Genomic DNA, 25,642 nt, shown 5'->3' on the forward strand with positions numbered 1-25,642 from the left:
AAATGCTGAAATTAAATGTCGTTTCTTAATTTCGGGTAAATTATAGACAGTTGGTGGTGAAAAATAAAACGAGTAAAAGTATGGGGTGTCATTAGAAAAACTAATGCATCTGTCATGCTTCGGTCACACTGGATTAAAAACATTTTATGCACCGACGTTTACCCCCTCTAAACGCTTTGAAAGCATTTGAAGCGGCGGCCCGCCACTTGAGCTTTACCAAAGCGGCAGATGAGCTGTTTGTTACGCAAGCTGCCGTAAGTCATCAGATAAAGGCACTTGAAGATTTTTTATCGATGAAGCTGTTTTTGCGACGCAATAGAACGCTGCTATTAACTGAAGAGGGGCAGGCGTACTTTTTAGAACTCAAAGACATCTTTAAAAACTTGCAAGACGCTACCGAAAGGCTACTTGCTAAAGGAAGTAAGGGCGCTATTACTGTTGCTATGCCACCGAGCTTTGCAAGCCAATGGCTGGTGCCGCGCATTCATAAGTTTAGTTTGGCGCACCCAGATATTGACGTTCGTATAAAAGCCGTCGACTTTGACGAGGGCTTTTTGGAAGATGACGTAGACGTGGCGATATACTACGGCAAGGGACGCTGGGCTGGGCTTCAAGCCGACCAGCTGCACAAGGAATTTCTAACGCCGCTATGCTCACCATTGCTTTTTCAAGGCCCTAAGCCGTTGTCGAGCTTGTCTGATTTACGCCATCACGTATTGCTTCACGACTTAAGCCGCACGGCTTGGAAAAATTGGTTAAAGCACGTGGGTGTGGTTGGCGTTAATGTAAACCAAGGCCCAGTTTTCAGCCACTCAATGCTGGTATTGCAAGCTGCCGCGCTAGGTCAAGGCATTGCGTTAGGGAATACGGTTTTAGCAAGGCCAGAAATTGAAGCAGGTCGCCTAGTCATGCCGTTTGAAGAAAGAGTAGAGAGTCGAGATGCATTCTATTTAGTGTGCGAAGAATCACAAGCTGAACTGGGTAAGATTGCGGCATTCAGAGACTGGATCTTAGCGTTAGTGGAAGCAGAACAAGAGGACCTGTTGTAATTATGACAACTGTGGACAACAAAGCCGAATCACACACTTTCGATATTGAAGTGCATCACGCGAATAATCCTGTTGCCTGTCTCGTTTTAGGGCATGGTGCTGGCGCGGGCAAAGAGCATGACTTTATGCAAGATATGGCGCAAGCACTTGTTTCAAAGGGGATCGCTGTGGTGCTTTTTAACTTCCCTTACATGCAAACTATTAGGTCAACAGGTAAGCGCAGGCCCCCAGATAAGGCAGAAAAGCTTATGGCCCACTTCGATGCGCTGATAGAGCATTGCAGTAAACGTATTGAGGCGCTGCATAATATGCCTGTGTTCATCGGGGGCAAATCGATGGGCGGGCGAATGGCCACCATGGTGTATGAATCGGTAAGCAATGTGAAAGGGGCGATAGCATTAGGCTACCCATTTCACCCCCCAGGCAAGCCTGACAAAACTCGAACGGAACATTTATTAACTGCTACTAAACCCCTTATTATTATTCAAGGCGAACGAGATACGTTTGGAACAAAAGCTGAAGTAGAAAGTTACGCATTGCCATCAGAAATCCAATGCGCGTTTTTAGAAGATGGCGATCACAGTTTCAAGCCGCGAAAGGCCAGCGGCAAGACGCAACAAGAACATATTGAAAAGGCGGCCACACTTACGGCGGCGTTTATTAACCAAGTAGTGAACACATAATTTGATGAAAAATGAGAATCTCAGAGGAGGCGTGCTGGCCAAGCCGTTTCTTTTAGCTGGCGCACTCTTCGCAGGGCTGGCGGTTATATTAGGCGCTTTTGCAGCCCACGGATTAAAAGGGGTGTTAACGGCACAACAGCTAAGTACCTTTGAAACTGGCGTACGCTATCAAATGTACCACGCTTTAGCAGTGCTTCTATTGCCTGCATTATCTAACTATATTTCAAGTAAATGGGTTAATCGTGTCGCGCTATGTTTTGTTATTGGCTGCGTTTTATTTAGCGGAAGTTTATACGCCTTATCAATTAGCGGCATAAAATGGTTTGGACCGATAACGCCACTAGGCGGTTTGTTTTTTATCATTGGATGGGCGCTATTACTGGTGGGTCTTTTAGTTACGGGAAATACGGATAGCCAGGGCCATGGGAGTAACCTGGAAGGAGGCGATGATGTCTGATACCAGTATTTTAGCTTATTGCCGCCCAGGCTATGAAAATGACACGGCGAATGAACTTACGTCACGTTATGGCGAAGCCGGTTTTTACGGTTATCCAGTATCAAAGAAAAACAGCGGCTTTGCACACTATCACTTGTATGACGCTGCCCAGCTTGAGCAAACGGTGACACAGTTTGCCGTTCACGACAGTATTTTTCCTCGCCAGCTAGTGGCTGTATTTGCTGCAATTAATGATGTGGAAAAAGAAGATAGGGTGGGCCAAGTGCTTGATGCCCTGAAAGAGGTAGAAAAGCCGTTTTCTATCTTTGGCGCTGTTGATGTGGAATACCCTGACACCGAGGAAGGGAAAACCCTTGCTAAATTTTGCCGCAAGTTTACTGTGCCACTTCGCCAAGCTTTAAGGAAAGCGGGGTGGCTAACCGCTAAAGAAAATTTGGGCAAACCTAAACTACATATTTTCTTTGCGTCATTTGAAATTTGTTATATTGGCTTTACATTACCCAGTCACGCAAGCCGCGACCATTTAGGCATTTGCCGTTTAAAGTTTCCCAGTGACTCGCCAAGTCGCTCTACGCTTAAGTTAGAAGATGCACTGGTTAACATGCTAAGCAATAAACAACAATCTAAGGTACTTCGAAGTGGTGGGCGAGCTGTAGACTTAGGGGCGTGCCCGGGCGGCTGGACGTATCAGCTGGTTAAACGAGGGATGTATGTTGAAGCCATTGACAATGGGCTAATTGCCGATAGTTTAATGAGCACAGGGTTAGTTGAACATCATGCAGCAGACGGCTTTACTTATCGACCACAATTTGGTCGTGTAGATCTACTTGTATGTGATATGATAGAACAACCCGATAGAGTAGCGAAGCTGATGGGTGATTGGTTGGTAAAACACTGGGCCACTCATGCTATCTTTAACATAAAGCTACCTATGAAGCGGCGTTATGAAACAGTAGTTGAAGCCATGACGTCGTTAAATAGCCGTTTAGATGCCCTAGACGATGCATTTGCGGTGAAGGTGAGACATCTCTACCACGACAGAGATGAAGTTACAGTAACAATTGTTCGCACTTCAAAAGATGAGGTGTGATTTTGTTATTTTTCAAAAAAGTGTCATAACTATTTAAGTTTTTGATATTTATAGAAAAGAATTAATGCTGGTACGGATTTTAGTAAACGTATTTAAGGTTTATGCTAAAAAAGGTGTAAATCTGGTACAGAAATCCTTTATAATCCGGCCGTTTTTTTACTCTGAACCAATGAAAGTGAACTAATGTCAGACTTATCTCATTACAGAAACATTGGTATTTTCGCCCACGTAGACGCGGGTAAAACTACCACAACAGAACGTATCTTGAAGCTTACTGGTAAAATCCATAAAACTGGTGAGGTTCACGATGGTGAATCAACAACTGACTTCATGGAGCAGGAAGCTGAGCGTGGTATTACCATCCAGTCAGCGGCAACAACCTGTTTCTGGAAAGATCATCGCATGAACATCATCGATACTCCGGGACACGTTGACTTTACAGTTGAAGTATATCGTTCACTTAAAGTACTAGACGGCGGTATCGGTGTATTCTGTGGTTCTGGCGGTGTTGAGCCTCAGTCAGAAACTAACTGGCGTTATGCTAACGAATCTGGCGTAGCACGCTGTATTTTCGTTAACAAACTAGACCGTATGGGTGCAGACTTCTACCGTGTTGTTGGCCAAGTTAAGAAAGTACTTGCTGCTAACCCACTAGTAATGACGCTTCCAATCGGTATCGAAGACGAGTTTAAAGGTGTTGTTAACCTTCTAGACATGAAAGCGTACATCTGGGATGACACAGGCCTTCCTGAGAACTACGAAGTAGTAGATATCCCAGAAGATATGGTTGAGAAAGCGAACGAGTACCGTGAGCAACTAATCGAGACTGCTGTTGAGCAAGACGACGACCTAATGATGGCTTACATGGATGGCGAAGAGCCGTCTCTAGAAGACATCAAGCGTTGTATCCGTAAGGGTACTCGTGACCTAGCGTTCTTCCCAACATACTGTGGTTCTGCATTTAAGAACAAAGGTATTCAGCTAGTTCTTGATGCGGTTATCGACTTCCTACCTTCTCCAACAGAAGTAGACCCACAGCCTCTTACAGATGAAGAGACTGGTGAACCTACTGGTGAAGTAGCAACAGTATCTACTGACGAGCCGTTCCGTGCGCTTGCGTTCAAAATCATGGACGACCGTTTCGGTGCCCTAACGTTTATCCGTATCTACTCTGGTGTGCTTAACAAGGGTGACACTATCCTTAACAGCGCCACTGGTAAGACTGAGCGTATCGGCCGTATGGTTGAGATGCACGCTGATGAGCGTACTGAACTTACTTCTGCACAAGCGGGTGACATCCTAGCTGTTGTTGGTATGAAGAACGTTCAAACTGGTCACACGCTATGTGATCCGAAGAATGCTTGTACACTAGAGCCAATGATCTTCCCTGAGCCAGTAATCTCGATTGCTGTTAAGCCAAAAGACAAAGGCGCTAACGAGAAGATGTCTATCGCTATCGGTAAACTAGTAGCAGAAGATCCATCTTTCCAAGTTGAAACAGACGAAGATTCAGGCGAAACCATCCTTAAAGGTATGGGTGAGCTTCACCTTGACATCAAAGTAGACATCTTGAAGCGTACTTACGGCGTTGAACTAGAAGTGGGTCAGCCTCAGGTTGCATACCGTGAAACTATCACGCTACCTGTTGAAGACAGCTACACGCACAAGAAGCAGTCTGGTGGTTCTGGTCAGTTCGGTAAGATTGATTACCGCATCAAGCCAGGCGAAACTAACTCTGGCTTCAAGTTCACATCTACAGTTGTGGGCGGTAACGTACCTAAAGAATTCTTCCCTGCAATCGAAAAAGGTTTCGCAGGTATGATGGAAGTAGGTCCTCTAGCGGGTTACCCAGTACTAGACGTTGAAGTTGAACTATACGACGGTGGTTTCCACGCAGTTGACTCATCAGCAATCGCGTTTGAAATTGCAGCGAAAGGTGCATTCCGTCAGTCAATGCCAAAAGCAGGTCCTCAAATTCTTGAGCCTGTGATGAAAGTTGACGTATTCAGCCCAGAAGACAACGTGGGTGACGTAATCGGTGACCTTAACCGTCGTCGTGGTATGATCAAAGACCAAGAAGCTGGCGCTACTGGCGTTCGCATCAAGGCTGACGTACCTCTATCTGAAATGTTTGGTTACATTGGTCACCTACGTACTATTACATCTGGTCGTGGTCAGTTCTCTATGGAATTCAGCCACTACTCAGCATGTCCTCAGAACGTAGCTGATAAAGTTATTGAAGAAGCGAAAGCACGTAAAGCAGCTAAGTAATTAGCCTTTGCGAGCGTTAGTTAGCTTAAGTTGGCTAACGCTTCGAGATACACTAAAAAGCCGGTCAATAGACCGGCTTTTTTTATGCCTGTAAAACCTACATTTAATACATCTTGTAGGGCAAAAACTTTCCTGACATTACCACGCTAACCCGGTCGCCTTTCGGGTCGTTTTCACGTTGTAAGTCCATCGAAAAATCAATCGCGCTCATAATACCGTCGCCAAACTCTTCATGAATTAATTCCTTTAATGTAGTGCCATACACATTCACCAATTCATACCAGCGGTAATTTATACCAGTCCGCATAAATAATTACCCACTCAGCGAGAGTTAAAATGTTCGTAATCGCGGCGTGTTGCCGCAGGTATAGTGGTTCTACATCAAGGTGACACAACAAAGAGTACGGACATTTTAAGCTCGCCCTTCGGGAAGGTCTGGCAAGCTTCCTAGCTTCATTCTGGGAATTTGAAAGGGAACAGCCATTCCTGCATTCCCACGCTTTGCTAGGAAACTTGCCAGCGCCTTCTGAGTGGGCAATTATCTATGCGGACTGGTATTCGGGGTCGGTGGGCACTTCTGTTGGCAACGAGCCTTTGTAGGGGACGAATTGAAGCCACGCAATCGCTTCGTCGGTAAGCGCTAGTAACGCACCCACAGCTTCAGCTTGTTGTTTCGTCATGGCCATTTGGCCTAAGCATGCCGCTGTACTCCATTCTTTCGACTGACCAACAACTTCTGCAATCTGGCTCCATTTTATGCCTTTTAAAATTTTGGCTGACTGGATCATGTCGGTGACTTGGGTTCTACATGTAATCATTGATTTTTCCTTGTAATGTTAAGTAAGTACTTAAGTAAATAAGAACAGCGTAATTAGGTTGCTAAAGATAAGGGTTAGCACAAGCGCTTTATAAACAAGTAAAGGGTGACGCTTTACTAAGGGAATATAAGCCGAGTTATGACTAGGGTTAGGGTAGCGAAGTGAGTAAACAAATTCGGAAATAGAAGAGTAGCGCTTGTCAGGGTTAATATGCAGCGCTCGTTTTAGCGCGCTGTCTACCCATGTTGGAACAGGGCGCTTGGCATCTAACGCGCTTTCGTAATTTAATTTTCTTTGCGCTGCGTAAGTGCGGCAGTGAGCGAGTTTCGTTTGATAAGGGTAGCGCCCGCATAACAGGTAGTATGTCAGCACGGCAAGGGAAAACATATCCGAACGCTCGCTACCCATGTTTCCTAAGAAATACTCGGGGGCCGCAAAAAGTGCCGTACCAGGTATAGTCGCCTCACTATACAAACTGGGCGCTTCAATCAAAGCCGCCGCACCAAAATCGATAATCGTGCAGTGCCCTTGGGGGCTAATCATAATATTTTCTAAACGAATATCACGATGCAAAATGCCTTGGCGATGCATGGCCTGCAGGCCTTTTGCAATTTGTTCAACGATATCTCTTACTTGTTCTAATGTTGGTGTTGGGTTATCGATAGCCCATTGTGCGAGGGTCTGCCCGCGAACATATTCGCAAATACTATAAAAAGCCGTGGGGGACGGTGCTAAACCTAAATCGGTAAATTGGGGGCTTTTAATGACGTGGGGAGAGTTTACACGTCGCGCCAGCCAGTTTTCTAGCACAAAAGCGCTAAGGGCCTCGGGCGTTTGCGTAAAGTCGGTCGCGGGTGTTTTTATCACTACTTGCGGGCTTAGGTTTGTTTCATTCAATGCTTGGCTATGTAAAGTAGCGGGGGTGGCTAAAAATACATGGCTACGCGCCGATGTATAGAGTTGTCTAGTGATAGTGAGCCCGTCAATTTTATCGCCTGTATGTAACTGGGCGATTGTCAAAGGCGCTGTCGTAGCATAGGTAGAGCGCTTATCGCCCCCCAGCGCGTCTGTTGTTGTGTCTTGCTGGAATGCAGCTTTGATAAGAATAAGGGTAAGGTTGTCGTCGCTTCCTTTGTTAAATGCGTCATGAACGACCATCGCCGCTTTATTCTCTTGTAATTCCTCCCCTTCGTTTACAGTTCTCAATAGGGGGGATAACGCTATAAACTCGTGAACACCATCGGTACTTATCGCTATGGAGCTTGAAGCGGTAAGTTTCTTATAAGTATGGTCTATATCAATGTGAGCTTTAATGCCTATAGCATTTGAAAGGTAGGAATGAGACGGGTTTTCACGTGAGGTTTCTCGATGAGGCCGGGTAAGCGATGTCGATGTTTTATCGCCCGAAGAGAAGAGTGTTACATCACCGTCTCCTACATGGAAAACATCTAGCTGATTGCCGGTTAATATAACAACGGTTAGCGTGCATACGTACCCTTTTTCGGGCGTGTAGGCAAAGGGGCTTTTCTGCGTTCGCGTATAAAGCAGCCCGTTAATTTCTTTTATAATGGTTTCAGCGCAGGTCTTTATCGAGAATTGTTCAGGCGCTATTTTAAATAGCTTAATAAATTGGCGAGTGGCGAAATCACTCGCCATTTGGCTTACCGTACTGCTGCTAACGCCATCTGCAATAACAAAAACACTGCTCGCTTCAGGTTGGCTTGTATCTATGTGATAACTGTATGCATCCTGATTTACAGGCTTCGCACCACGCGCTGAATAAGCACTTACACTCAGCGCAAGGGGCTGGGGATACGTAGACGTGTGTAATGTTACTGGCTCATTCATCGTTGACAGTCAGTCTTTTTAAATCAGTTTTTTCAAATCAGCCTGTTCAGTCACTGGAACACGCGCAGTACCACCATGTATCGAAACGTGAGCATATACATGGTGGGTAGCGCGCTTGAGAAACATTAAGCGTTTCTATATCGGTAGTGTTTCTGACGCCGCCGCTTTGTTTACAGGAATGGTGCGCTTAGGTAGCGTTTTTACGTGAGTGGTGTAAAGCGTAAGACCAGTAAATGCCAAGCCACCTACCAAGTTCCCCAGTGCCGTTGGAATTTCATTCCAGATGAAATAATCCATAACCGAAAAGTCGCCACCCATGATAAGACCAAATGGGAAAAGGAACATATTTACCACAGAGTGTTCAAAGCCCATGAAGAAAAACAGCATGATAGGCATCCACATGGCGAGCACTTTACCGCTAACATGAGTAGATATCATCGCGCCAACCACACCTAGCGAAACCATCCAGTTACACAGCATGCCGCGAATGAAAATGGTAAACCACCCAGCCGCGCCGTGCTCTGCGTAGCCCAACGTACGGGCTTCACCAATGCTGGCCACTTTAGTCGCAATCGCGCCGCCATCTACGTTGTAACCCATGGTAAAGATAAATGACATCATAAACGCAACCGTCAATGCGCCGCCAAAGTTCCCTAAGAACACCAGGCCCCAATTACGAAGAATTTGTTTAGGGGTTACGCCGGGCCGTTGGGCAAGCCATGCGAGTGGGGTAAGTACAAAGACACCGGTTAATAGGTCGAAACCCATAAGGTAAAGCATACAAAAGCCCACCGGGAACAACACGGCACCTAAAAGAAAAATGCCAGTTTGCACCGCAATGGTAATAGCAAAAACAGCGGCCAGCGCAAGAATGGCACCTGCCATATAAGCACGAATTAGGGTATCGCGAGTAGACATATAAATCTTTGCTTCGCCTGCATCTACCATTTTGGTAGCGAATTCAGCGGGGAGTAGATAAGCCATGTTTTCACCTCATATTATCGTTGTAAATAAGTTGCCGTTCATGCGTTGTGGTATACGCGCTTTCAAGTGTTCCTAAAGATCAAAAAAAGGCGTCCGCAGCACGCTCAAAAGAAAGTGCTGGGGACGCCTTTGTCCTGTTTATCTATTTTGTGTAAATTTGCTTACATCACCGACTAGTGGGCATTGATATACCCCAAACCTATTGTTCGGCTTTATTGCTCGGTCAATAGTTTCGGTATGTCTCCATTAAGACAAAGCCAAAAGAGTGCCAATCGCTAAATATAATGAATTGAATGGCGAAATATCATTTAATTACAGTAAGATAGGTGAAGTCTGACGCAGTGAGGTCATTCATATTGTCTACAAGCTACTATTTTTAAATGCACTAAAAAGGTGGGACAATGTTTGTTTGAGGTGCAATACCTGTTTGAAGTGTCATCTTTATCCTTAATGTCAGTGACCGATGCTTTTAAACTATAAGAATAGGGCCAACTCGTTATCTGCAGCTCGTCGCGGCAAAGGGGTTAGTAGATACACAAATGCAGCGCTAAGGAACAAAAAAGTTTACGATAACTATTTCTACGATAACCATTACTATAACGCTTTTTTTAGCTTGCGTAAGTCATGCTTAATTTTCGCTTTGATACTATTATCGCCAGATTGAGATGCATAGTTTTCCCGTTCAAACTGCTCACAAATCTGATTGAAAGCTACTAACGCTTCGCTGTTTAATTGTGGGGATACGTCTTTGCGAAAGGCAGAAAGACTTTTATTGCCCCTCACTGTTTTCGTTTTAGATTCTATGTGTTTTATTGCTTTTAATAGGGCACGATGAGAAGACGTTTGCGTTTGTTTTTGTCTTTTCGGTAAGAAGTAAAGCGCAAGAATAAGCGCGATCAAGCCTATCGCTGATAAAAACACCACGCGCATTTTCTGAGGTGAGAGTGCACCAAGCAGGTCTTCGAGCATGCTGGTTTGCGCTGCATTATCAAACCCTAATACCCATTTACTCCATGAGTAGTCGAGCTGTTGAAACCAATTTTGAAGCGTTGTAAAGAACTTAGCGTTGCCGAATCTTTCTAAAACACTGGATTGACGAGACTCCCCAAGTTCTTCTAGGGCCTCTTCTAAGCCAAGGGTTAAACGCGATGGCGCTACCGCGCTCGTGGGGTCATAGCGAACCCAATCGTTGTCTATCAAAACTTCAACCCAGGCATGGGCGTCGTATTGTCTTATTTGCAGAACACGGTCGCTAAGTGTACTGCCACCTTGGTAGCCAGTTACCATTCTTGCTGGCACATTTGCAGCACGTAATGCGTAGACCATAGCGCCCGCATAGTGAGCACAGAAGCCAGCGCGCGCTTCAAATAAAAAGCGGTCGATAGGATCCGTTGGCATCGCATTCGGTGACAGGGTATACCTAAAGCCGCCTTGTTGAAATTCACGCATTATGGCGTTGGCGATGTCCCGAGGTGAAGTGTATTGAGCTGCTAGCCTCTTTCCCCACGCCCGGGTTTTCTCGTTGCCGTTCTTTGACATTTGCAAATTAAGCTGGGCTTCAAAGTTACCCATGCCATTGGTTATCTTTTCATTGGGAAAGTACCGTAAATAAAACGCTTTTTTACTCGCGATTGGCGTATTTGCGCGAAGGGTGAAGTCGAATCGACTGTTAACATTAATACTGTTTGCGCGGTTGTCCGGCGCCGATGGCGAAAGCGCAAACAGCCAGGTTTGCGAGGTGGGCTCAACAATAAGCTCGTATGCAGTGGCGTAAGATGTATCTTTACTGGCCATTGTGGAAAGAGGAGTAGGTCTACCCATATAAGCTAACTGCTGTTCAGCTTGCTTTCGTTTAGCGCTAATTGACCACGTCTTGCCATCGAAATGCTCAAGGGTCATGGCGCGCCAATAGCGTGATGTGGTATCAGGGACTTGTGCCGCGCTCTCAAAGGTGGCGCTAAACGCAAGTGACGAAGAGGTAGCTAACGATGCAATATCACCTGGAGTCACCGTGTCTGAGAGCCCCGTTTGTGTAGATTTAGACGTTGGCATTTGCCACAGCGGCGGCAATTGGGGCAGCAGTAAAAATAGCAGCAATGCTATGGGAGAGGCTTGCAAAATAAGCACGCCAACAAATGTAATGCTTTTTTTTGTGGGAACGCCCGCGCCATGGTAAATAGCGGTAGAAAAAAGCAATAGGGCCAAAATGCCCGTGTAACCAAACCATGCAAATACGCTAAGCGACGAAATAAAGCCGCACCCTATTAAAAACAAACAGGCACAAATGAGAAGGTGAAAATCACGCTTTTTTTCAACCAGCATTACCTTTAGGGCGCATGCCACAGTAAGAAGGTTGATCATGCTATCTAATAGCCCGATTGAAAAACCAAACCAGGTTAAAGTGAAGACCGCCAGCACCGCAAGTAAGTTAACCGTGCGCGTGGTCGGTAGGCTGTGTAACGCGCTAAGGCCCGCTATTCTTACTACGATTGCGCAGCCTCCAAGCATAAGGACCCACGTCATTAGCGGTGCAGTAAGCGAAAAGAGCAGGCAGGAAAATGCAAAACACAGAAGCAATATTGCCACCGCGCGAGGTTGATGCAGCGCAGTACTAAAAACGTTGAACGGGTAAGTACGGTTAAGTGTATCTCGTATCATTTTACCGCCCTTATCCGATTTGAATCTTGTTGTAAGGAAGATGAACCTGCGTTGTTAAAGGGAGTACTATTTTCGAAACAGGCGAGCGCCGCTAGGCATTCATGCCTATGCTTTACGCCGTGATTAGGGGGAATATGAATACCTTTATAAGAGAGGCCAAATACGCGGTTAGCCTCAGAAAATGTGATCGTGGCGTGGGTCAGTGCAGCAAGTGCGGCTTCCGTGTCGGTAGCGGATGATAGGCTAATAACATAACTATTGCTTTTTAGCGCGGTAAAAGACTTTGTAACCCAGTTACCGTTTTTAGCCACATGTTTCCACGATACTCGGTTTAAAGGCTGACCCACTTCATAGTCGTTTAATGCATAGAAATCTTCGTTACCGTTATGCTTATCTTTCGACGCAGTAGACGCTTCATCAGTAGCGATGTTGTTAACAACGACAGGGCCCTCCTGAGACTTAGGGTAAACCGTCACCGCTTGGTTAAAATCCAGATGGGTCCAACACTTATAAAGACCAAGAGGAAAGTCACAGGCAATCGTCAGTCGCCCTAATTCATAGTGCCCTCGCGTTTTTATCTGAAAAGGGATGCGCAGTGTTTGTTTTTGTTGACTATTGATACTAGCTGATAGCTGAGCGCTAAAAGACGTGTGATGATTACGCGTTGCTGCCTCGACAGCAAGTGGGTGCGCGTCACGCTTTGAAAGGCGGGTAGTACTTAACCATTTAAACGACAATACACCATAACAGTTTTTAGTTGGTGCCTTCGTATGGGGCACAACCTGCACCAGCAGTTCGCCGTTTTGATTGCAGTGAAAAGGCCTGGGAGGAAGCGACTTTAACGCTAAGCGTGCGAAGTTTTGATGGGTATAAAATAATGTCAGCAGCATAATGCTTAAACACAGGTAGCTAAGCAGCAGCATTAAGTTATTTTGATAGTTGGTTCCAAGTAAAAACAAACATAACGACAAGATGATAAAAGACCAGCCAAACCCACTTGGCAATATAAAGATGCTGTTTAGGTTAAGGTGATGCTCGTTCGCGGCCGGAACTCTATTATCTAGCCAACCTAACAGACGTTGGTGAAAGTAATGGGAAAGGGACCAGCGTGCTCTACCCATGGCAAACGTTCCTGCTACTACTAAAAGTGCGAAAACACGGTGATAAGACCTTAATGCACAACCCCATCACGGTTACGCCGCAAGGGGGTCAACGCTGTCTAACAGTTTTTGACTCAGTTTCTCCCCGTCAAACGCGCTCATTTGCATACTATGGGTGGATTGATGGGCGGGCGCTGTCAATCTGTGAGCAGTAATTGCCACAAAGACCGCTTGCACATCTTCTGGTGTTACGTAGTCTCTTCCTGTGACAAACGCCCAAGCCTTTGCCCCTTGAAGGAGCGCGCGACTGGCACGTGGTGAGAGGGGGTTGGGATACTCGTTACTTTCCCTACTTTCGCTCACTAGCCGCAGAATGTAGTGGATAATGGCATCGCTGGTGTGAATACGTGTCACTGCCTGCTGCATTTGGTCTAAATCTTCCTCATTAAGTATTTGAGCAAGGGGCGCAGACACGTCTTTTTGTAAAAGCATGGCTTTTTCAGCTTCCCAAGCCGGGTAACCTAAGGAAATGCGCATGAAAAAACGGTCCAGTTGAGATTCAGGCAAGGGGTAAGTCCCTGACTGAGAGCTAGGGTTTTGGGTGGCAATGACAAAAAAAGGTGTCGGAAGCGCGTGGGTTGTGCCATCAATACTGACTTGCCGCTCTTCCATTGCTTCTAGCAGCGCGCTTTGCGTTTTAGGGCTTGCACGGTTAAGTTCGTCGGCAAGTACCACTTGGCTAAAAATGGGGCCGTGCCTGAAGCTAAATCTTTTGGTTTCGTCCTGCTCATGACTGTGGAAAATATTAACGCCCAACATATCTGATGGGAGTAAATCAGAGGTAAACTGAATACGGGAGTATTGAAGCCCGAATACTTGTGAAAGCGCGTGAGATAAGGTGGTTTTACCCATGCCCGGTAAGTCTTCAATTAGTAAGTGACCATTTGCCAGTAAACAGGTAATTGCCAGTGTTAACTGGTGGTCTTTACCAATAATCTTCTGATTAAGAGCCTGCTGTACCTTTTTTAGTTCTTGGCGCATAAAACTGTCACTTTTGTTTAAACATTCTTTGTCACAATGAAATATATCTGCGTGTAAGCGATCTCTGCTTAAATTTAATAGTAGCAACGATAGCTTAAAGCTTTCTATTGTATTGCCTGTTAATTTTTATACGCAGGTATATAACGTAATAGATTCAATAAAACGCGAAAGAATTAAACACGTGTGAATAGGGAAATGGCAAAGTATTCGCGTAATCTACTTAGGAAACCCTAAAACAACTGTTATTAAGTGCTGCGTAGTTTATCTGTGTTGTCTATAATGGTGCCTCTTAAAAAGGAAGTAGTTATGAAAAGCATTGAAATAGATGACGATTTATATGCCTTCATCGCCAGCCAGACTAAGCATATTGGTGAGAGTGCATCACAAATTTTAAGACGTTTACTGTTACCAGAAGACGGCGCAATATCAGGCAGCGCTGAAGCAAGCGGTAACGAATCAAAAGGTGACGCTTCAGACCAAGCAAAAACAAGTGAAATAAAAAGCGCTGGTGGGGAAGAGAAAACGAACGAGCCCAGTGTTGAAGTCAAGGCTGCACCGAAGGCTCAGGCTCAAACTGTGAGTACTGCTAAAAAAGCGCCAGCCAAACCCGCGGCGAGAAAAACTACCGCGAAAACGACGGCGAAGAAAACACCTGTGAGAGCGGCGGCAACAAAAGCCCCAGCCAAGCCTGCTACAAAAGCGTCGTCGACCGTGGCATCGTCGGTAGAAACAGAAACCCACAACAAGCGCGACATTCTTGATGCTGTATCTAAAGATGCGTTAGCCACGTTTACTAAACGGGTCGATCAGTTTCTGTTTGTTTTAAGTGCAGCGCACAAGCTTAATGCAGAAAACTTCTCTAGCGTAGAAAGTATCAAAGGTAAAAACCGTACGTACTTTGCAACAAGTAAAGAAGCCTTGCTTGAAAATGGCAGCAGTACAAACCCTAAAGCCATTCCCGATAGCCCTTTCTGGGTAGTAACAAACAACAATACTGCCAAGAAAACGAATATGCTGGAACAAGTTTTGCGTAACTTGGGTTATCAGCCCGATGTTGTTGAGACGGTAACAGCGCGTTTTACATCAGAGGGTAAGTAATTAGGTTATTAAACCTCAACACGACTTCTAAATAAGGACTTTTTCATGGCACTACATCCGCAGGCCGGAGAGCATGCAGCAAAAGAACAGCTTATTAACGTAGCGCAGCTAGTAAGCCAATATTATAGCTTTAAGCCGGATATGAATGACCCAGGGCAAGCCGTTTCTTTTGGCACTTCAGGCCACCGAGGTACCGCGTCTAATGCCACGTTCACCGATAGCCATATCAGTGCAATTTGCCAAGCATTGGTTGAATATCGCAAGCAAGAAGGCATTAGCGGCCCGCTATTTGTTGGTAAAGATACCCACGCGCTGTCTGAGCCTGCCATGATAACCGCTATTGAAGTGCTGTGTGCCAACGGCGTTGATGTTGTCATACAACGTGCAGATAACGAAAGTATGGGGTATACGCCTACGCCCGTCATTTCTCGTACTATTATCCGTTACAACCGCGCAGGGAATGCTGATAAGGCCGATGGTATTGTCATCACCCCTTCTCATAACCCGCCGTCAGACGGTGGTTTCAAATATAACCCTCCTCACGGTGGCCCGGCTGACAGTGACGTAACTAAGCAAATACAAGAACGTGCCAATGCATTAATTGCCGATGGTAATAAAGACGTTCAGCGAATTGATATTCGCCAGGCCACGGCCCGTAAGTTGGTTCGTGAAGAAGACTTTATGGAACCTTATATTGATGATTTAGCACGGGTCATTGATATGGAGGCCATTGCAAATGCCAATTTAAAATTAGGTACCGACCCGTTAGGGGGCGCAGGGGTAGGATACTGGTCACGTATTTCACAAAAGTATGGCCTTGATATCACAGTTGTGAACGACGCTGTCGACCCGCAGTTTGGCTTTATGCGTCGCGATAAAGACGGCAAGCTTCGTATGGACTGTTCGTCAGCTTACGCAATGGCAGGGCTTATCGAGCTAAAAGATAATTTCGATTTAGCGTGGGGGAACGACCCTGACTTTGACCGTCACGGAATCGTATGTAAAAGCGCAGGGCTAATGAACCCTAATCACTATCTAGCGGTAGCGATTAATTATCTCTATACCCATCGCCCAGACTGGCCGAGCGACCTTAATATTGGCAAAACGTTAGTGTCGAGCAGCATGATTGACCGCGTGGCCAATAGCCTTGATAAACCGTTAGCAGAGATGCCAGTAGGCTTTAAGTGGTTTGTAGAGGGTTTGTCGAACAGCACAATAGGGTTTGCTGGCGAAGAAAGTGCCGGCGGTATTTTCTTAGAGCGCAACGGCAGTACGTGGGCGACAGACAAAGACGGCTTTATTCTTTGTTTACTTGCGGCAGAAATATTGGCGGTAACGGGCAAAGACCCTGGCGAACACTATAAAGCGCTAACCGAAAAGTTTGCTGCACCGGTGTACAGTCGAGTTGATGTAGCGGCAACTCTTGAGCAAAAACAAAAACTTTCGGCCATGGACGCATCTGTAGTAACAAGCGATACGCTAGCAGGCGAGCCTATTACTAGTGTGCAAACGCATGCGCCAGGCAATAACGCAGCTATAGGCGGCGTTAAAGTATCTACCGAAAATGGGTGGTTTGCCGCACGACCGTCTGGCACTGAACAGATTTATAAGATCTATGCCGAAAGCTTCAATGGTGAAAGTCACTTACAAGAACTTATTGCCGAAGCTGAAGCGTTAGTCGGTAAAATCATTAAATAAGCTCAAAAATAAATCGCTTTTCGCGTATTTTTGTAACAATAATGTTAAAAATCGCATGAGTGCATACGAATTCATGCGATTTTTTGTAATTTTAACAAAATAATTACAACATAATCGTTTTAGTACTGCTATATTGCTGTCATATTCTTAAGATATTCTGTAATTAAATTACGTTTTTGGTGTGAAAGCACCGCTTACATTAAGAGTGAGACGCAAAATGAACGCAAAAGCGACCAAAACGCAACCCTCTCCAGCTATCGATAAGGCAGCTTTTAAGTCTGCGGTTATCAAACACTTACACTGCACGCTAGGTACTGACGAAAACAAGGCGAATAATCACGCTTGGTGGAAAGCAACGTGTGCGGCAATTCAAGAGCAAGTACTCGAAGGACTGCGCAAAACTCAAAAAAGTCACTATCTCAATGACACCCGTGCTGTCCACTATTTTTCTGCTGAATTCTTGATGGGACGTTTGTTATCAAACAACCTGCAAAATTTTGGTTTATTCGATGTAGCAAGTGGAGCTCTGAAAGAGCTGGGCGTAGAAATCTCAGATATCCTTGAAGAAGAGCCAGATATGGCTCTGGGTAACGGCGGTTTGGGCCGACTTGCAGCGTGTTTCATAGACTCACTCGCCACCATGGAATTACCTGCCATTGGTTATGGTATCCACTATGAAAATGGTCTATTCCGTCAAGAAATTAAAAGCGGTGCGCAAATTGAGCGTCCCGACAGCTGGCGCGACTATGGTAACCCGTGGGAAATTTGCCGCCCAGAATCTATTCAAGAAGTATCGCTCTATGGTTACGTTGAAACCAAATACGGTGAAAACGGCCGCGTTCTTAAAGAATGGCACCCAGGTTCAATTGTAAAAGGTGTGCCTTGGGATATTCCTGTTGTAGGTTATGAAGGTAAAACCGTAAACGTGCTTCGTTTATGGCAGTCAGAATCTTCTGGTTACTTCAACTGGGACGTGTTCAACGCAGGTGGTTATGTTGATGCACAGCGCGAGAACGTGCAGGCAGAAACCATTTCTAAAGTACTTTATCCGAATGATGAAACTGAAGCGGGTAAAGAACTACGCCTAATTCAGCAGTATTTCTTCTGCTCGTGCTCACTGAAGGATATTATTCGCCGTTATAAGCGAGCCCACGGTGATGACTGGAGCCGCTTTGCAGATCAGGTCGTGATTCAGCTTAACGACACGCACCCCGCCATTTCAGTACCAGAGCTAATGCGTATTCTTGTTGACCGCGCAGAGCTTGGTTGGGATGAAGCATGGGGTATCTGTACTAAGGTATTTGCGTACACAAACCATACCCTATTGCCAGAGGCACTTGAGAAGTGGCCGGCACGTATGATTGAGAAGATCCTTCCACGTCACCTTGAGATCATTTACGAAATCAACCACCGCTTCATGGCCGAGGTTGATAAGAAATGGCCGGGCGACAATGCAATGAAAGCGAAACTTTCAATTATCGAAGAAGGTAACGAGAAGATGGTACGTATGGGTCATCTATCTGTTATCGGCTCATTTGCAGTGAACGGTGTCGCAGAGATGCACTCACGCTTGGTTAAATCGTCGCTATTCCCTGAGTTCGACGAATTGTACCCAGGTAAGCTAACTAACGTGACAAACGGTATTACGCCTCGTCGTTGGTTGAAGGCCTGTAACCCTGCGCTTTCTAAGTTGATTGATAAGAAAATTGGCGATGATTGGCCGCGAGATTTAGATAAACTTCAGGGTTTAACGAAGTTTGCTACGAATAAAACGTTCCAAAAACAGTTCATGAAAGTGAAGCTGGAGAACAAGGAACTGTTGGCTGATGAAATTCGCAAGTCGCTAGACTTAGAAGTAGACGTAAATGCCATTTTTGATGTGCAAATTAAGCGACTTCACGAGTACAAGCGTCAACATTTAGCGTTACTACACATTATGGCGTTGTACCGTCGTATTCTGGAAAACCCAGATTACGATATGCACCCTCGCGTGTTCGTATTTGGCGCGAAAGCCGCACCGGGTTATAAGCTTGCTAAAGACATTATCTACGCAATTAACAAAGTGGCTGACAAGGTTAATAACGACCCTCGCGTAAACAACAAGATTAAAATTGCGTTCTTGCCGAACTACCGTGTATCGCTAGCTGAGAAGATGATTCCAGCGGCTGATGTGTCTGAACAAATCAGTACAGCAGGTAAAGAAGCATCGGGTACAGGTAACATGAAGTTAGCGCTTAACGGTGCAGTGACTATCGGTACACTAGATGGAGCTAACGTTGAAATTGCTGAAGAAGTAGGCGACGACAACATCTTTATTTTCGGTTTAACAGTAGAAGAGGTGAACGAGCTTAAAGCGACGGGTTACAACCCTCACGACTACTACTACAAAGACCCTGAAATTAAAGCGGTACTGGATTGGTTAGAAACCGATTACTTTACGCCGGGCAAACCAGGGGCGTTAGTATCTATTAAGCAAAGCTTACTTGATAATGGCGACCCGTACATGGTACTTGCAGATTTCCGCGCATACTCTGACGCACAAATTGCAGTAGATGCTGCTTACCGCGACAAAGAGCGCTGGGCGGAAATGGCGATAATTAATACGGCTAAAATGGGTAAATTTACCTCAGATCGCTCAATACGTGACTACGTAGATCGCGTTTGGAAACTTTCGTCGTGTAAGATAGAAAGCTAATCGCAGAACGAGAAAGAAATAGCCCGGCGGTGATAAACTTGTCGGGCTTTTTTATTGCTTTAAATTAAGCGAACTTGCTGTGAATATGCACTAACAACAGGTTTTTTGCCCATTCTTACCATTAGTTAATCAAATATAAAAAAATGTTGTTTCATGGTATAAGCGGGTATGCAAATTAATACGTAACTGTCGTTGCGCCATCCGTAACGCCATGGTTTTATATAAGCAGTTGTTTTTAGTACCTCGAAGCGTAAAGCTCAAGGAAAACATCATGAGCCAACATACATCACTGGCAACCATTCCAAATCGATATGCGTTTATTGACAGCATTTCAAAACAGGCGTCTCGTAGCGGCGCTATTTCTTTGATGCTGGTGGATGTGGTGCGCTTTTCTGATGTAACAACCAGTCTGGGCATACATGTTGGCGATCGCTTCTTACTGGAAATTGCCAACCGTATACAGCTTCTATTTGGACAATCAGTTTACATTGGTCGCATTAGCGGGGATGTGTTTGGTATTGTTTTCCCCAATGAGAGTAACGAAGGCGTAATGCGTAAAATGTTCGAACGTCTAGTCGAACATTTTAAAACCCCTATGCACTACGAAGGTACAGCCTTCATCGCAGACTTTAATGTGGGTGTGGTATGCAGTGATAAACGGGAGTTTGAAATAACCCGCTTTGTGTCTCGAGCAGAAACCGCGTTAAAACAAGCCAAAGAAAATAAGTACGAAAACTACTTCGCACTGACCAAAACAGATAAGGCAGATACGGGTAGAAGCTTAGCACTGAAAGCCGACTTAAAGCGCGCCTTAGCCCAAAATGAACTTGAACTTTATTATCAACCTAAAGTGAATTTAGCTACGCTTGAGGTGATAGGGGCAGAGTGCTTACTGAGATGGAACCACCCCCTTGATGGTGTACTATTTCCCGGCCCGCTTATCGAAGCGGCAGAGTCGTATAACATGATGAACGAGCTGGGCTACTGGACTCTTGAACAGGCTTTCAGAGCGCTAGTAGAGCTTAACGCTTTGAAAATGCCTATTGTCTTATCCGTTAACATCTCGCCTACCCAGCTTTACGACAATCAGTTAGTGCCCACGCTTACCATGCTAAGCGAAACTTACGCCATGCCCTTAACGCTCATAGAGTTAGAGTTGACCGAAGACGTGGCGTTATCAAATTCACTTATGGTGAAAAAGCAGCTAGACGAGTTACGTAGCTTTGGCGTGTCGGTCTCCGTCGATGACTTTGGAAAAGGCTATTCTAATCTTGCCTACATTCGCGATTTAGATTTAGATGCTCTTAAAGTAGATAAGTCGTTTGTCATGGAGTTAGAAGCTCACCCTGTTAACCGCGCTATTATCGAAGCCGCAAAAGTGATAGGTCATGCTAAAGGCTGTAGCGTGGTTGCCGAAGGTATTGAAACCATAGAGCAACTTCATATATTAAGAGAGGTTGGTGTTGCTCAGGGGCAGGGCTACCTGTTCTCTCGCGCTATTCCTTTTAAAAGCTTTGTTGCCCTTGCTCAGCAAGAAATTATTGTGGGTAACTCTCCTGCGCGAGGAAAAGCCTAGTCTCTTCTCTGCCCCCGTTGAGTTACCTGCTCGCTCCGCGCGTTTTCTAGCCCTTTCTCTACTATTTATCTGCGAAAAAGATACTGCAGCGCCTTAATTAATCACGTTAAAGCGTTGTATATTGCTTACAGGCGGTTGTAATAAATCCCTGAGAACGCGTGATTTTAGCCCTGTGCCTCGTTAAACTGTGTTTATTCTAGATTAGACTGGTTATATGCAGAACTTCATGCAAGAACTTATCGAAAGTGGCGAATTTTTAACACTATCTCGCCGGGAACCCGCACTATTTGAACAACCTCTACAATTTGACCTGTCAAACGGCATAGGTGTGCAAATTTCAGGGCCTGGAATTATCAGTTTCTCTGCGCAAACGAACAGTGAGCACACCAAGCGTATCGTTTTATCGTGTGGCGTTCACGGTAACGAAACGGCGCCTATTGAAATATGTGATGACCTAGTAAAACGTATTTTAACTGGCACACTAGTACTGTCTCACGACGTGCTTTTTTTATTCGGTAATCTACCCGCCATGGATATTGCGGAGCGATTTGTTGAAGAAAATATGAATCGCTTGTTCAGCGGGGCTCACTCAAAAGGTGAAGGCTTAGTTAACCAAGAACGTGTTCGTGCTAAGCAGTTAGAAGAGGCCGTTGCGTCTTTTTTTGAAGCGGCTGACGGAGAGCGTTACCACTACGACTTACATACCGCTATCCGTGCATCAAAGAATGAAAAGTTTGCGGTATACCCGTATTTACACGACAGAGTTCACAGCGAAGGTCAGCTTGCGTTTTTGTCGGCTTGTGGGGTAAAAACAATTTTGCTTTCTGAAAGTCCAACCACCACTTTTAGCTATTTCTCGTCGCACCTGTTCAATGCTCATGCGTTCACCGTCGAGTTAGGAAAAGTTCGTCCGTTTGGACAAAACGATATGCGCCGCTTTGAAGATGCCAAACAGGCCATTACGCAACTGATCACGCAAGAAAACTATGCCCCTTCGGTAGACATTCGCGAACTTGATATTTACCGGGTTAATCAGGTCATTAACCGCAATGAAGAAGCCTTTAAACTGCACTTTGACGACGATACACCTAACTTTACTGATTATCCAAAAGGCACGGTATTGGCATCAGAGCCAGGTACAGACTACGTAGCCGAGCAAGACGGTGAAGCGATTGTATTCCCCAATGCAAAGGTTGCTATTGGGCAGCGCGCACTACTCACGGTAGTGCCTACTACTCTGGAAAAGCTAGATGTTTAGTCTTGATAGCCGTTTACACAATGATACATTTTTTGTCTGCGATCTTTCTCTATGTCGTGTACTGTTAATGAACGACAGACAATTTCCGTGGTTAATATTAGTACCAATGAAAAATGATATTGCGGAAATTATCGACTTAACTGAAAAAGAGCAAATTACCTTACTTAAAGAGTCTGCGCTTGCATCGAAAGCAATGATGAATTTGTTCTCACCGCTTAAGCTAAACGTGGCCGCATTGGGCAATGTGGTGCGTCAGTTACATGTTCACCACGTTGCTAGGTTTGATACCGATTGCGCGTGGCCTAAGCCGGTATGGGGTAACCAGCCAACGGTGGCTTACGAGACAAGTGACGCCCAAGCTCGCGTAGCGTCTATTAGAGAATGGTTTGAACAAAACGCGTAAAGCGTATTGTAATGGCTTGAATTTGTGAAAAAACGGGTTTTATTAAAAGGAGTTACCTATGATTGTTTCAACAACCCCCACGCTAGAAGGGCATAAAATCGATGCATACTACGGCATTGTTGTCGGTGAAGCGGTAATGGGCGCAAACGTATTTAAAGACTTATTTGCCTCTATTCGAGATATTGTGGGTGGTCGCTCTGGCTCTTACGAAGAAGAGCTAACCACAGCGCGTAAGCTTGCTTTTACTGAGTTAGAACATGAAGCAAGAAGCATGGGAGCAAACGCTGTTGTAGGTATCGATTTAGATTATCAAGTCATTGGTGATAAAGGCAGTATGCTGATGGTAAGTATTAGCGGCACAGCGGTTAAAACAAGCCCGCTGTAGTTTTAACCGCGACCATTCGAGACAAGATAAAAAGCGCGTACCTAGAAACGTGCGCTTGCGCTGACTAGCTCTAAAATAACAAGGTGGCCGATAGGCCACCTTTTTTATGCCCGCTAAATAACGCACGGTTAGCTTTGCTTCACCTCACTTTCAGTAAGGTCAGACGCTTCAATAGCAATGTTATCGATAATGACTGCGCACGCTGCGTCGCCAGTGATATTAAGCGCAGTACGAATCATGTCGAAAATACGGTCGAGAGCGAATAAAAGTGGTAAGCCTTCAATAGGAATGCCGGCGGCTAGGAGTACCGCAACCACAAGAAAAGACGGGCCTGGTACGCCAGCTTGTCCCACGGCGCCTAAGGTTGAAGTAAGGATAATGGCAACGTAAGCCCCCATGGATAAGTCGATATTAAAAAGCTGAGCGAAAAACACGGCAACTAAGCCATAGTAAATAGCATTACCGCTCATGTTTATCGTGGCCCCTAAAGGTAATACAAACGACGCAGTTGCATTTCTTACGCCCAGTTCGTTTTCTACCGTATTCATAGTGACGGGCAGGGTGGCCATAGATGACGCGGTAGAAAGCGCCACCGCTTGAGGCTTTTTCATTGCCACTAAGAACGACTTGGCAGAGGTTTTGGTAAACAGCTGTACTAACAGTGGGTAAATGACAAAACCAAAAACGAGAATAGCGGCGATAAAGACTAAGAAAAGCTTGAAGACAACCATAAGTGCGCTAAAGCCAAAGGTGCCGACCGCTTCGGCCATTAGGCCAAATACACCGATAGGGGCAATTTTCATAACGCAGTTAATCATCCATACCATCGCATCTACAATGGTGTTTACGCCCTGAAGAATAGGCTCGCGGTTCTTTTTAGGCTGCTTAGAAAGGGCAAGGCCAAAGAACAGGCAAAACACTAGAATTTGAAGAATATTCGCATTGGTTAGAGAAGCAAAGACGTTAGTAGGTATCATGCCCGTCACCGTCGCCCAAAACGATGGCAGCTCGCCTTTCGACGCGTACTCGCCAGAAAACATTCCCTCTACAGATGAAACATCGATACCCACACCAGGCTTGAAAATTTCACCCATAATCAGCGCAAGCGCCACGGCTAGCGCGGATGTCAACGCGAAATAGGCAAGGGTTGAAAAGCCCACTTTACCTGCGTTGGTACTGTTACCTAAACCCGCAGCGCCCGAAATAAGCGCAACCGCAACCAGTGGGATAACCAACATCTTAATGAGGTTAATAAAAATTGCGCCTAAGGGGGCAAACATAGCGGCGCTGTGACCCATAAAAGCACCTACGGCGGTGCCGATGATCATGGCAATAACAACTTGTACGCCGATATTAGCCAGTAAAGATTTACTTTGAGACACGTCTAGAACCTCTTAGAGTGTGATTAAATAAAAAGTGATAGTGGTGTTGTTGCGAATATCGCCTTTGGCGAGCAAGCCTTCCATGGTCCAGAACTCCAACCATTCACAGTACCCTGTGAGTACAAGTGAATAGTTGAGTAAGGAGGGGGGTTACTTTTTAGCCTTGTCGCTGTGGCTGTTTAGGCTATTTAGCGCATCGTCACTGATAGTGCTTGTGCCATTATTACGCTCAGACGTTGGCGAGTTAGCCGTGGGGTTATCACCGGGTTGGGTGTCGGATAACGTATCAGCAGACGACGGGGGGTTATCGCTGTGCGACTCTTCAACATCATCAAACGGTTTCGAGGGCGTTGGAAATTTAAACTTCGCACTGTATTTCAGCAGCGTGATATTGCCAATTACCACACCTAACACTAATACAATGATTATAACTACCCAAGTTGTACTCATACAGTTTCCGTTGGCGAAACGCCGTTGTTTAAAACATACCGACTATACAGTGTGGGCAGCTGCGACAAAATACACGATTTACCTTCTATGTCGCTTTGCTCAATAGCAGCGGTTAAACCTTGTAAATTTCTTGCTTTTTCAAACGTATCGGCGGTCTCTTTAAAGCTTAAGTGCCAAGGTTCTGCTGCCACGCCACCACGGCTTACTGAAAACGGCCGATAAAAACCAAAACGCGACATATTTTCACCAAGCCAGCAGGCTAGAGCGTAACAAGGGCCGCCAGCCTCGTATTCAGTTTCTACAAGATTGAATTGACCACCCCAATGCTTAACAGATGCCCTGTCATACACGTCAATGTCGGTACCCCAGTGATGACGACTCCCACCGGGTAAGGCAGACCATGTAAGAATAGCGTGGAGCTTTTCGTCATCACGTAAACTATCAAACGACAAGAGACTACCGTTAACATCAAGCAGTTGAGCCTTTCCTGTCCACTTGCGGTTGAAAATAGCGGTCTGCCGGTCAAAGTCGCGATAGCTGCTGACAAGCTGCAGGTCTATCCCGTCTTTGTGTGCGGCATCTTGCATAGCCAGAAAAGGGGAAATCACATCGATGTGAAGCCTGTGGCCGTTACCTGCATCAACTAAATCTTCATTAAGCTGGCCCAGCCACGCTTTTTCTGTAACGGTAGTCATGGT

Annotated in this window: 21 protein-coding genes and 1 pseudogene; 12 read left to right on the top strand and 10 right to left on the bottom strand. The window is 45.5% G+C overall.

The features are described from left to right. Positions 1-146 precede the first annotated feature (146 nt). The 5 genes from MADE_RS07485 (at position 147) to fusA (ending at position 5,550) form a co-directional block, all read left to right on the top strand. Complete coding sequence (locus MADE_RS07485; RefSeq protein ID WP_012518010.1) at positions 147-1,049, top strand: transcriptional regulator GcvA; 903 nt, start codon at positions 147-149, stop codon at positions 1,047-1,049. 2 nt (positions 1,050-1,051) lie between these two features. Continuing rightward, on the top strand, positions 1,052-1,732 hold the full coding sequence (locus MADE_RS07490) for an alpha/beta family hydrolase (RefSeq protein ID WP_020745713.1): 681 nt from the start codon (positions 1,052-1,054) through the stop codon (positions 1,730-1,732). A 4-nt stretch (positions 1,733-1,736) separates the two neighbouring features. After that, entirely contained in the window at positions 1,737-2,189 is a 453-nt protein-coding gene (locus MADE_RS07495) for a DUF423 domain-containing protein (RefSeq protein ID WP_023559615.1), read from the top strand. Next, positions 2,182-3,279, top strand: coding sequence for a 23S rRNA (cytidine(2498)-2'-O)-methyltransferase RlmM (gene rlmM / locus MADE_RS07500; protein ID WP_012518013.1), 1,098 nt, complete (start codon positions 2,182-2,184; stop codon positions 3,277-3,279). Before MADE_RS07495 ends, rlmM begins: the two co-directional genes overlap by 8 nt. A 183-nt stretch (positions 3,280-3,462) precedes the next feature. Beyond that, on the top strand, positions 3,463-5,550 hold the full coding sequence (gene fusA / locus MADE_RS07505) for an elongation factor G (protein ID WP_012518014.1): 2,088 nt from the start codon (positions 3,463-3,465) through the stop codon (positions 5,548-5,550). A gap of 103 nt (positions 5,551-5,653) precedes the next feature. Here the strand turns inward: fusA and MADE_RS07510 are convergent. The 7 genes and pseudogenes from MADE_RS07510 to MADE_RS07540 form a co-directional block, all read right to left on the bottom strand. Then, positions 5,654-5,839 (bottom strand): annotated as a pseudogene (locus MADE_RS07510) (cyanase); the annotation flags it as partial. 253 nt (positions 5,840-6,092) lie between these two features. Next, the gene (locus MADE_RS07515) at positions 6,093-6,368 is read right to left on the bottom strand and encodes a hypothetical protein (protein WP_012518016.1); all 276 of its coding nucleotides are present in this window, start codon (positions 6,366-6,368) and stop codon (positions 6,093-6,095) included. Positions 6,369-6,398: 30 nt separating this feature from the next. After that, positions 6,399-8,216, bottom strand: coding sequence for a bifunctional protein-serine/threonine kinase/phosphatase (locus MADE_RS07520; RefSeq protein ID WP_012518017.1), 1,818 nt, complete (start codon positions 8,214-8,216; stop codon positions 6,399-6,401). 135 nt (positions 8,217-8,351) lie between these two features. Continuing rightward, positions 8,352-9,200, bottom strand: coding sequence for a formate/nitrite transporter family protein (locus MADE_RS07525; protein ID WP_012518018.1), 849 nt, complete (start codon positions 9,198-9,200; stop codon positions 8,352-8,354). Positions 9,201-9,794: 594 nt separating this feature from the next. Then, entirely contained in the window at positions 9,795-11,858 is a 2,064-nt protein-coding gene (locus MADE_RS07530) for a transglutaminase TgpA family protein (RefSeq protein ID WP_012518019.1), read from the bottom strand. Continuing rightward, complete coding sequence (locus MADE_RS07535; protein WP_012518020.1) at positions 11,855-12,979, bottom strand: DUF58 domain-containing protein; 1,125 nt, start codon at positions 12,977-12,979, stop codon at positions 11,855-11,857. Before MADE_RS07535 ends, MADE_RS07530 begins: the two co-directional genes overlap by 4 nt. A 72-nt stretch (positions 12,980-13,051) precedes the next feature. After that, entirely contained in the window at positions 13,052-13,999 is a 948-nt protein-coding gene (locus tag MADE_RS07540; protein ID WP_012518021.1) for an AAA family ATPase, read from the bottom strand. A gap of 306 nt (positions 14,000-14,305) precedes the next feature. Here MADE_RS07540 and MADE_RS07545 point away from each other — a divergent pair, with 306 nt between their 5' ends. The 7 genes from MADE_RS07545 (at position 14,306) to MADE_RS07575 (ending at position 23,112) form a co-directional block, all read left to right on the top strand. Next, positions 14,306-15,097: a hypothetical protein gene (locus MADE_RS07545; RefSeq protein ID WP_012518022.1), complete on the top strand. Its 792-nt coding sequence runs from the start codon at positions 14,306-14,308 to the stop codon at positions 15,095-15,097. A gap of 45 nt (positions 15,098-15,142) precedes the next feature. Next, positions 15,143-16,795, top strand: coding sequence for a phosphoglucomutase (alpha-D-glucose-1,6-bisphosphate-dependent) (gene pgm, locus MADE_RS07550; RefSeq protein ID WP_012518023.1), 1,653 nt, complete (start codon positions 15,143-15,145; stop codon positions 16,793-16,795). A 217-nt stretch (positions 16,796-17,012) separates the two neighbouring features. Next, the gene (locus MADE_RS07555; protein WP_012518024.1) at positions 17,013-19,490 is read left to right on the top strand and encodes a glycogen/starch/alpha-glucan phosphorylase; all 2,478 of its coding nucleotides are present in this window, start codon (positions 17,013-17,015) and stop codon (positions 19,488-19,490) included. Positions 19,491-19,761: 271 nt separating this feature from the next. Continuing rightward, positions 19,762-21,066, top strand: coding sequence for a putative bifunctional diguanylate cyclase/phosphodiesterase (locus MADE_RS07560; protein WP_012518025.1), 1,305 nt, complete (start codon positions 19,762-19,764; stop codon positions 21,064-21,066). Between the two features lie 226 nt (positions 21,067-21,292). After that, the gene (gene astE / locus MADE_RS07565) at positions 21,293-22,324 is read left to right on the top strand and encodes a succinylglutamate desuccinylase (RefSeq protein ID WP_015066835.1); all 1,032 of its coding nucleotides are present in this window, start codon (positions 21,293-21,295) and stop codon (positions 22,322-22,324) included. After that, positions 22,317-22,727, top strand: a complete 411-nt coding sequence (locus MADE_RS07570) for an HIT domain-containing protein (RefSeq protein WP_012518027.1) — start codon at positions 22,317-22,319, stop codon at positions 22,725-22,727. The genes astE and MADE_RS07570 overlap by 8 nt, the downstream gene beginning before the upstream one ends. A gap of 58 nt (positions 22,728-22,785) precedes the next feature. Next, entirely contained in the window at positions 22,786-23,112 is a 327-nt protein-coding gene (locus MADE_RS07575; protein ID WP_012518028.1) for a heavy metal-binding domain-containing protein, read from the top strand. Between the two features lie 128 nt (positions 23,113-23,240). On the opposite strand, the gene MADE_RS07580 is transcribed toward MADE_RS07575, so the two are convergent. The 3 genes from MADE_RS07580 to MADE_RS07590 all read right to left on the bottom strand — a co-directional run bounded on the left by MADE_RS07580 (position 23,241) and on the right by MADE_RS07590 (position 25,639). After that, positions 23,241-24,494, bottom strand: coding sequence for a dicarboxylate/amino acid:cation symporter (locus tag MADE_RS07580; RefSeq protein ID WP_012518029.1), 1,254 nt, complete (start codon positions 24,492-24,494; stop codon positions 23,241-23,243). A gap of 150 nt (positions 24,495-24,644) precedes the next feature. Then, positions 24,645-24,944: a DUF2897 family protein gene (locus MADE_RS07585; RefSeq protein ID WP_015066836.1), complete on the bottom strand. Its 300-nt coding sequence runs from the start codon at positions 24,942-24,944 to the stop codon at positions 24,645-24,647. After that, positions 24,941-25,639, bottom strand: coding sequence for a M15 family metallopeptidase (locus MADE_RS07590; protein ID WP_012518031.1), 699 nt, complete (start codon positions 25,637-25,639; stop codon positions 24,941-24,943). Before MADE_RS07590 ends, MADE_RS07585 begins: the two co-directional genes overlap by 4 nt. Positions 25,640-25,642 lie beyond the last annotated feature (3 nt).

The organism is Alteromonas mediterranea DE, assembly GCF_000020585.3.
GTDB lineage: Bacteria > Pseudomonadota > Gammaproteobacteria > Enterobacterales > Alteromonadaceae > Alteromonas > Alteromonas mediterranea.

Coding starts and splice junctions, on each gene's coding strand:
- MADE_RS07515 (WP_012518016.1), bottom strand. CDS start 6,368: ATGATTACATGTAGAACCCAAGTCACCGACATGATCCAGTCAGCCAAA.
- MADE_RS07530 (WP_012518019.1), bottom strand. CDS start 11,858: ATGATACGAGATACACTTAACCGTACTTACCCGTTCAACGTTTTTAGT.
- pgm (WP_012518023.1), top strand. CDS start 15,143: ATGGCACTACATCCGCAGGCCGGAGAGCATGCAGCAAAAGAACAGCTT.
- rlmM (WP_012518013.1), top strand. CDS start 2,182: ATGTCTGATACCAGTATTTTAGCTTATTGCCGCCCAGGCTATGAAAAT.
- MADE_RS07560 (WP_012518025.1), top strand. CDS start 19,762: ATGAGCCAACATACATCACTGGCAACCATTCCAAATCGATATGCGTTT.
- astE (WP_015066835.1), top strand. CDS start 21,293: ATGCAAGAACTTATCGAAAGTGGCGAATTTTTAACACTATCTCGCCGG.
- MADE_RS07535 (WP_012518020.1), bottom strand. CDS start 12,979: ATGGGTAGAGCACGCTGGTCCCTTTCCCATTACTTTCACCAACGTCTG.
- MADE_RS07585 (WP_015066836.1), bottom strand. CDS start 24,944: ATGAGTACAACTTGGGTAGTTATAATCATTGTATTAGTGTTAGGTGTG.
- MADE_RS07525 (WP_012518018.1), bottom strand. CDS start 9,200: ATGGCTTATCTACTCCCCGCTGAATTCGCTACCAAAATGGTAGATGCA.
- fusA (WP_012518014.1), top strand. CDS start 3,463: ATGTCAGACTTATCTCATTACAGAAACATTGGTATTTTCGCCCACGTA.
- MADE_RS07485 (WP_012518010.1), top strand. CDS start 147: ATGCACCGACGTTTACCCCCTCTAAACGCTTTGAAAGCATTTGAAGCG.
- MADE_RS07570 (WP_012518027.1), top strand. CDS start 22,317: ATGTTTAGTCTTGATAGCCGTTTACACAATGATACATTTTTTGTCTGC.
- MADE_RS07575 (WP_012518028.1), top strand. CDS start 22,786: ATGATTGTTTCAACAACCCCCACGCTAGAAGGGCATAAAATCGATGCA.
- MADE_RS07590 (WP_012518031.1), bottom strand. CDS start 25,639: ATGACTACCGTTACAGAAAAAGCGTGGCTGGGCCAGCTTAATGAAGAT.
- MADE_RS07490 (WP_020745713.1), top strand. CDS start 1,052: ATGACAACTGTGGACAACAAAGCCGAATCACACACTTTCGATATTGAA.
- MADE_RS07495 (WP_023559615.1), top strand. CDS start 1,737: ATGAAAAATGAGAATCTCAGAGGAGGCGTGCTGGCCAAGCCGTTTCTT.
- MADE_RS07540 (WP_012518021.1), bottom strand. CDS start 13,999: ATGCGCCAAGAACTAAAAAAGGTACAGCAGGCTCTTAATCAGAAGATT.
- MADE_RS07555 (WP_012518024.1), top strand. CDS start 17,013: ATGAACGCAAAAGCGACCAAAACGCAACCCTCTCCAGCTATCGATAAG.
- MADE_RS07545 (WP_012518022.1), top strand. CDS start 14,306: ATGAAAAGCATTGAAATAGATGACGATTTATATGCCTTCATCGCCAGC.
- MADE_RS07520 (WP_012518017.1), bottom strand. CDS start 8,216: ATGAATGAGCCAGTAACATTACACACGTCTACGTATCCCCAGCCCCTT.